This window comes from Methylophaga sp. UBA5088, assembly GCF_002414625.1.
In the GTDB taxonomy this organism is placed as follows: domain Bacteria; phylum Pseudomonadota; class Gammaproteobacteria; order Nitrosococcales; family Methylophagaceae; genus Methylophaga; species Methylophaga marina.
Genome location: NZ_DIAC01000075.1, coordinates 1 through 7,305 on the forward strand (window position 1 = coordinate 1; position 7,305 = coordinate 7,305).

Consider the following 7,305-nt stretch of genomic DNA (forward strand, 5'->3'; position numbering starts at 1 on the left):
AGTATCAAGGTCTGGAAGAAGTCTATGCGATGGATTTTCTGACACTGGTACGCGAGAAAATGAAACTGGTCAAAATGAATGAAGAATTTCTTCATCGTAATGTCAACGAAGGTTTTTCTGGCGGTGAGAAAAAGCGTAATGAAATTCTCCAGATGGCCATACTTGAACCTGCTTTAGCGATTCTTGATGAAACGGACTCAGGACTGGATATCGATGCCTTACGCATTGTGTCAGAAGGCGTGAATGCACTCCGTGCTGAAGATCGCTCTATCGTGATGATTACTCACTATCAGCGTTTATTGGATCATATCGTTCCAGATTTTGTACATGTCTTATCTGAAGGCCGTATCGTCAAATCAGGCGATAAAGAATTGGCAAAAGAACTGGAGAAATCAGGTTATAGCTGGATTCACGACGCACCGGAAGGTGAGACTGCATGAAACAGTTAACTGATATCACCACGCCATTTAGCGATATCGCAGTCAATAACACAATACCGGGTCAAGAACTCGATTGGTTAAAGACGCTGCGTGAACAGGCGCGTGCTCAGTTTCAACGCCATGGTTTACCTTCTAAAAAGGTTGAAGACTGGAAGTACACTTCTTTATGGGCGCTGTCACAAGAGACGTTTACTCACGAAGCTCAAGCCTCTCAGTTAAACGAAACGCGATGCTCAGAAGTTGCCTTGCTAGAATCAGCATATAGATTGGTCATTGTTGATGGTCAATTCAATGCCGAGTTATCTCGTATTGATGACCTTGAGCCAGGTTTAACGCTACTTCCTCTATCACAAGCCCTATCAATGTCAGAAGCCGTACTGAACCAGCAGATTGATATTGAAAAGCCAGGTTTGAATGCACTGAATACGATGCTGATGAATGAAGGCGCTTATATTCAAGTTAAAGCTGGCAGTAACATCACTAAACCCATTGAACTGTTAGTGATTAACACAGGTGAAACTGAAAAGTTGGCCACACACCTTCGTCATGTTATTGATTTGGCTAAAGATGCAGACTTAACGATCGTTGAGCATTATGCCAGTCTGAATGATGAGTCTGTCGGACTGACAGATGTCATCTCAGAAGTGAATCTGGCAGACAATGCGCGTTTGAATCATTTCAAATTGCAGCATGAATCTTTATCTCATTATCACATTGCCACCTTGGCGGGTAAGCAAGCGAGCACGAGCACCTGGCATACCAACAACATTTCACTCGGTGCCAAACTGGCGAGAAATGACATTCATAGTCAGCTCTTAGGAGAACAGGCACATGTGACTATGGATGGCATGTATCTGGTTACCGGTAAACAACATGTCGATAACCACACGCGTATCGATCACGCGGTACCGAACACCACCAGTGAAGAAATTTATAAAGGTGTGCTGGATGGCGACAGCCATGCGGTATTTAACGGTAAGGTTATTGTGCATAAAGATGCACAAAAAACAGATGCCAATCAAAGCAACCGTAACTTATTACTGTCACGTACCTGTGAAATCGATACCAAGCCAGAAATGGAAATATACGCTGATGATGTGAAGTGTGGCCATGGTAGTACGGTGGGACAGTTAGATGAACAGCAAATCTTTTTCCTACGTTCACGTGGGCTTGATGAAACGAGTGCGAGAAGTCTACTCACTTATGCGTTTGCCGTAGAAGTGCTCCAGCGAATTGCTGATTTGCCCATTCGCCAAGCTTTATCCAATGTCATTGAAACCCGATTACCGCGAGGTGTGTAGTTCATGACACAATCAACATACAATCTGGCTGAGTCGATGCTGACTGATTTCGATATTGCAGCTATTCGCCGTGATTTTCCTATTCTAAATCAACAGGTCAATGGTCATTCTCTTGTTTATTTAGATAATGCGGCCAGTAGTCAAAAACCCGTACAGGTTATTGAAGCCGTTGATCAGTATTACCGTCTTGATAATGCCAATGTCCATCGTGGCGTTCATCGATTGAGCCAACGTGCGACAGATGCCTATGAAGGCGCTAGAAGTAAAGTTAGGGGCTTTTTGAACGCGTCATCAGATAAAGAAATTATCTTTGTCAGAGGTGCTACAGAAGCGATCAATTTAGTGGCTCAAAGTTTTGTCAGACCACAATTGCAAGCAGGTGATGAAATTCTCATCAGCTATTTGGAGCATCACGCTAATATCGTGCCCTGGCAAATGGTGTGTGAACAAACCGGTGCTAAGCTAAAAGTCATCCCCATGACAGAGTCTGGTGAGTTGGATTTATCAGAGTTTGATGCTTTGTTGACGAATAAAACAAAAATCATGGCGGTAGGTCAGGTGTCTAATGCGCTGGGTACGGTGAATCCCGTTAAGCAAATGACACAAAAAGCGAAAGCCAAAGGTATTCCTGTATTAATTGACGGCGCCCAAGCCGTGCCACATATGCAGGTGGACGTGCAGGAACTGGATTGTGATTTTTATGTGTTCTCAGGCCATAAAATGTATGCACCGACAGGTATTGGTGCACTCTATGGAAAACAGGCTCTATTAGAAGCTATGCCACCATGGCAGGGTGGTGGCGATATGATTCTGTCGGTCAGTTTTGAGCATACAGAATATAATTCATTGCCTTATAAATTCGAAGCGGGTACACCTCACATTGCTGGTGCTGTGGGGTTAGGTGCAGCAATTGATTATATGCAGTCAATAGGGGTGGATAAACTCGCCGCTTATGAGCATGCTCTGCTTGAATTAGCGACCGATAAATTATCTGCAATAGAAGGTATCCGCATAATCGGTACCGCAGAACACAAAGCCAGTGTTTTGTCCTTTATGATTGAAGATGTTCATCCTCATGATGTCGGTACTATCTTTGATCAGGAAGGGGTGGCGATCCGTGCAGGTCATCACTGTGCTCAGCCTGTTATGCAGTATTACGGTATTGCAGCAACTGCTCGTGCTTCATTTGCTTTTTACAATACAGAGCAAGAAGTTGATGCACTGGTTAAAGCTATCCATACCACACAGGAGTTATTTGCCTGATGAGTGATTTACGCGATCTTTATCAACAAGTGATCATGGATCACAAAAAAAAGCCTCGTAATTTCAGAGAAATTGCAGACGCGAATCACATGGCACATGGTAATAACCCATTATGTGGTGATGCCTTGGTTGTTTACGTGAAAATGAATGGCGACGTGATTGAAGATGTCAGCTTTCAGGGCAATGGTTGTGCTATCTCTGTTGCCTCTGCTTCACTGATGACGGAGAGCCTGAAAGGTAAAACGTTAGCTGAAGCAGAAGTATTGTATGACAACGTGCATAAAGCATTAACAGGAGAAGATGATGCGGCTGAACTGAGCGGCAAACTCCAAGTACTGGCTGGCGTTAAAGAGTTTCCTGCACGCGTTAAATGTGCAACATTGTCATGGCATACCGTTCACGCTGCCGTAGACAATGATCATGATATTTCAGTTTCAACAGAATAAAAGGGCAGGTTTATGAACGATCAATATCAAATCAGCCCGGAACAGTTAAAAGAAGACGTCATAGAAGTATTAAAAACTATCTATGATCCGGAAATCCCCATCAATATTTACGAATTGGGCCTAATTTACGATATTCAGATAAGTACCTCAGGTAATGTGAGTATCGATATGACGTTAACAGCACCAGGTTGTCCAGTTGCTCAAACATTTCCAGGGGATGTTGAATCTCGCGTCATGTCTGTTCCGGGTGTCAAAAAAGCGCATGTCGAACTAGTCTGGGAACCACAATGGACGAAAGATATGATGACGGAAGCGGCACAGTTACAGTTAGGCATGTTCTAACGCGCTACACTCATCTTTGATGGTATTAAATCCCTTATCTCTAGGATAAATGGCTTGTGCTCTCTCATTAAGAGCACAAGCTTTTTTTTCATCTTTCAAATCAAGACGCGATCGAATGGCTAACCTAAACAGGTTAATGTGTGGGTTTCGATTTAGTTCATTTTCTACCCAGTCAGCGAAAATCTCAATATTGTCGCGAATACCGATCTGTCGGCTTTGTTCATAAAGTAACGACATCGTCACTTGTGTCGCTAAGTCTCGGAAATACGGATTCTCCATAGCCATATCGAACACTTGTTCTGGATCAGAACGCTTTAATAAATAATCACGAAATTCCAGGTTCGCCAGCATACTGTGAGTAAAGAATACGACTGCTACAACCCCACTAATGACTGACAAGCCTTTGAGACTGGTATTCGCAGCTATTGATAACTGTTTTTCATATTTCACACGTGATGGATAAAACACCACAAACAATAATACAAGCATGATGAACCAATGCAGGGAAGAAATATAAAAAGGTAATTCAACCTGTGTGTGAAGTATGATGGGCAATAACAAAGCAGCATATGCGTAACGTCGTCTCACGGGTAAATGCCACAGCATTTTTAATAATGCCACACCAAAAAGTATCAAACCGATACCAGCTAACAGGCCGCCTTCTACCAGCCAGTAGATGATTTCATTATGTGGATGTGAAACACGTTGTTTAGGCAACGTGGCATCAGGATGATGCTCATAAAAATCAGGTTTTGCTAATTGCCATACACGAGCGAAACTGCCGATACCATGACCATAAATTGGACTCTCTTTGACGAGGTCAAAACTGATTGTATAAATACCTAACCTTGCATCACCTGAATAACCAGAGTTCATTGCAGCGGTTTTTTCGACTATTGAGCTTAGCCCTTTATCTGTGTCAATTTGATGAGATGCAATGATAGCCAGACTCATAACTAAAATCACTAATCCCCAACGTTTTTTATTGGTCTGGATATATTTCCAACGGCTTAGCACAAACAGAGGGAATGCCAGTAAAAAACCTAGAATAGCGACTCTCGAGCCACTAAAGCTAACAATGAAGGTTGAGCTGAAAATGGCGATGAATAATAAGGTCATGACTGGCCAGCGCGCATATTTCATAATAGGTCGAGTCAATAGCCAAAATACCAGCATCAGAGTGGTGACCTGAAAACTGGCGTGGTTATTTATCTGCTGAAACGTACCGGTGGGTTCACCCTGTTGATTCACCGGAAGCCAGCCTGGTAAGTCATTCACATACAATATCTGAGCAATGCCAATAATGGCATGCAATACGCTGGCAAGAATGATCCACAAAAGTATCTGATCGATTTTTTTAGGTGTGAAATTAAACTGGAATAGTGCAAAGAAAAATAACACACCACCCCAAGTATAAAATAACCTCAGAAACCACTCTGTCGAGTTAACAACGCCTGCGGCCACACCAGATAATAGCGCCATTACTGGGAAAGCCAATAATAACCATGTAAAGCGCGGCAAAATGATTTTGTCTGACTGACTAAACCGATATAAACCATAAAAGCCAATCACACTACCAAAAAGCCAAACCAGAATATTGTTTGGGATTCGCATACCACTGCCACCAATATTGGCATGAAAGTACATTGAGCCTAGTAGTGTTAGTGCGAACAGAACAAAAAATGTCCTGTAGTTAGAAGTTATATCAGAATTCATAATTGAGCTTTAGGTTAGCGGTAAAACTGGTTCTTTCGGCTTCATTAAATTCCAACGCAATGTCATTTCCATCAACAGAATAGATGCTATCTTTACCATTCTTATCAGCCAGCCAGTCTTCGTATATCAGTTCTATGCCTAGTGATAGGTTGGACTGAAGCTTATAATCAGCAGAGGCGTTATAAATCCAGCCAGATCCTCGTGCTTCGTGTTCAAATTTCCCTTGTAGGCCAGAGCTTTCCCATGAAGCTTCTGCATCGTAAAAGGCATAATGGTATTCAACACCTAATTGAAACTGATATTTATCACTGTGACTATATTCACTGCTAAGCCCAAACCATGGGCCGTACCAGGTTGTTTCGTAGGAACTATCCAGATTGGCGATCCCCGCCTCAAACGGAATGGTTTGTTTACCATCCACTATTTTTAGATGTTGTTTGTGATAACTGAAGCCCAGTTTAGGGACTAAAAATAGAGAATGTTGCTGTTGTATATATGCGGGATATTTATAGGCAAGATTAGCCGACATATCGTAGATATATCCTTCATCAGCTCTATTTTTTGACCTAAATGTCTCCATAGTGCGATTGTTGGCTGAATAAACTGATGCCTGACTTTCACCATCCCAAATTTTGCCATAACTAAATTCAGCTTGGGTTAACCACTGGTCTTTTAAAAAAACATCACCACCGATGGAAATGGTAGCTATTTCGATATCTTTCCATGTCAGTTCAGACAAAATATTGGGTACACCAGTTGGCCCAGCTATGTTCCAAGCAAAATCATCTCGCTGATAGCCTGTCTTAATATACATATTCACGCTTTTGTAGTGTGCTGGACTTGGAGCATTAAAAGACGTGTTCTGGCTGATAATCTTATTACCATTTGAATTAACTTTTGAGGATGTGGATGTTGTTGGATCAAAAACATGTAAAGTCAGTTTTCGTTCCTGTGGAGAAGGGGCCGACACGTCTGATACTGTTTTTTCCTCAAAAACATGCATATGAAGTTTAGGGCCTGCCTGAGCAGGCAGGCTGATCCATATCGGTATGCTGTACAAAATGACGACTGCTTTTTGGATTCGAATCACTTTAAAAGTCCCTTTATTTCATCAAACCAGTCACAACATCATTAAACGGCAATGCTGAAACTAAATACATATAGGTGGTTGAACCAGCTGTGCCAGCTGGGTCAAGCGCTTCGGTTTCAACAGTAGAGGCAAGCCACTTGCCGTTAATATCGTCATAATTGATGTTGAGCACATTGTTAGAGCGGTTATATAAAGCAATAGCCGTTACATACATGCCACCTCGTTGCCAGCTAGCGAGTGGCACGGTTTTGATTCTGTGATCTTTAAAGATGCCTGCAGCGACTGAAATCACATCAACCGGAGAGTAAATATCACTTCTTACGCGTTCAATCTCTGGTCGACGAATATTTTCAGCAGCATATTCACTCATCTGCATGTAGAGCTGTTGTCGTTGCTGACTAGCTGAAGTCGCTGTGATTTCCGAGTTTGGATCTTTGTCTATAAATTGGTTAGGCAATGGCGGTGGATCGGGAAAATCTCGGTTGTAACCTTTATAAAACGCATTATCGGTCTGACGAATATTTTCACTTTGTTCTGGTGTATTGATAATGCGAGGCGTGATGAGTAGAACGGTTTCACTTTCTTCCTCACTTTCAGTTGTGCTTCGGAACAATCGACCGAGAACTGGAATTTCACCCAGCACAGGCACTTGCCGTTGTTGGTTATTTTTTGAAGTGCGAATAAGCCCTCCGATGGCTACGGTTAAG

At 42.4% G+C, this 7,305-nt stretch carries 8 protein-coding genes; 5 read left to right on the plus strand and 3 right to left on the minus strand.

What is annotated here, in order from left to right; all coding sequences use genetic code 11:
- From B4K20_RS09800 to B4K20_RS09820, 5 genes are all read left to right on the plus strand, one after another.
- Positions 1-440 (plus strand): ABC transporter ATP-binding protein (locus B4K20_RS09800; protein ID WP_414683375.1); only part of this gene is annotated, 440 nt, incomplete at its 5' end.
- Positions 437-1,741 carry a Fe-S cluster assembly protein SufD gene (gene sufD / locus B4K20_RS09805; RefSeq protein WP_289282745.1) on the plus strand — a complete coding sequence of 435 codons (1,305 nt, stop codon included), beginning with the start codon at positions 437-439 and terminating at the stop codon, positions 1,739-1,741. The genes B4K20_RS09800 and sufD, both read left to right, overlap by 4 nt.
- 3 nt (positions 1,742-1,744) lie before the next feature.
- On the plus strand, positions 1,745-3,004 hold the full coding sequence (locus tag B4K20_RS09810) for a cysteine desulfurase (RefSeq protein ID WP_286305015.1): 1,260 nt from the start codon (positions 1,745-1,747) through the stop codon (positions 3,002-3,004).
- Positions 3,004-3,450 carry a Fe-S cluster assembly sulfur transfer protein SufU gene (gene sufU, locus B4K20_RS09815; protein ID WP_289282746.1) on the plus strand — a complete coding sequence of 149 codons (447 nt, stop codon included), beginning with the start codon at positions 3,004-3,006 and terminating at the stop codon, positions 3,448-3,450. The genes B4K20_RS09810 and sufU overlap by 1 nt, the downstream gene beginning before the upstream one ends.
- Positions 3,451-3,462: 12 nt before the next feature.
- The gene (locus tag B4K20_RS09820) at positions 3,463-3,792 is read left to right on the plus strand and encodes an SUF system Fe-S cluster assembly protein (protein WP_286305013.1); all 330 of its coding nucleotides are present in this window, start codon (positions 3,463-3,465) and stop codon (positions 3,790-3,792) included.
- Here B4K20_RS09820 and B4K20_RS09825 read toward each other — a convergent pair.
- From B4K20_RS09825 to B4K20_RS09835, 3 genes are all read right to left on the minus strand, one after another.
- On the minus strand, positions 3,778-5,508 hold the full coding sequence (locus B4K20_RS09825; protein WP_289282747.1) for a PglL family O-oligosaccharyltransferase: 1,731 nt from the start codon (positions 5,506-5,508) through the stop codon (positions 3,778-3,780). The two genes, B4K20_RS09820 and B4K20_RS09825, sit on opposite strands and share 15 nt — an antisense overlap.
- The gene (locus tag B4K20_RS09830; RefSeq protein WP_289282748.1) at positions 5,498-6,598 is read right to left on the minus strand and encodes a TonB-dependent receptor; all 1,101 of its coding nucleotides are present in this window, start codon (positions 6,596-6,598) and stop codon (positions 5,498-5,500) included. The genes B4K20_RS09825 and B4K20_RS09830 overlap by 11 nt, the downstream gene beginning before the upstream one ends.
- Positions 6,599-6,611: 13 nt before the next feature.
- A partial coding sequence (locus tag B4K20_RS09835) for a DUF3438 family protein (protein ID WP_289282749.1) occupies positions 6,612-7,305 on the minus strand: 694 nt, incomplete at its 5' end.

Excerpts from the sequence above, each read along its gene's own strand:
- B4K20_RS09810 (WP_286305015.1), top strand. The coding sequence starts at position 1,745 with ATGACACAATCAACATACAATCTGGCTGAGTCGATGCTGACTGATTTC.
- sufU (WP_289282746.1), top strand. The coding sequence starts at position 3,004 with ATGAGTGATTTACGCGATCTTTATCAACAAGTGATCATGGATCACAAA.
- sufD (WP_289282745.1), top strand. The coding sequence starts at position 437 with ATGAAACAGTTAACTGATATCACCACGCCATTTAGCGATATCGCAGTC.
- B4K20_RS09825 (WP_289282747.1), bottom strand. The coding sequence starts at position 5,508 with ATGAATTCTGATATAACTTCTAACTACAGGACATTTTTTGTTCTGTTC.
- B4K20_RS09820 (WP_286305013.1), top strand. The coding sequence starts at position 3,463 with ATGAACGATCAATATCAAATCAGCCCGGAACAGTTAAAAGAAGACGTC.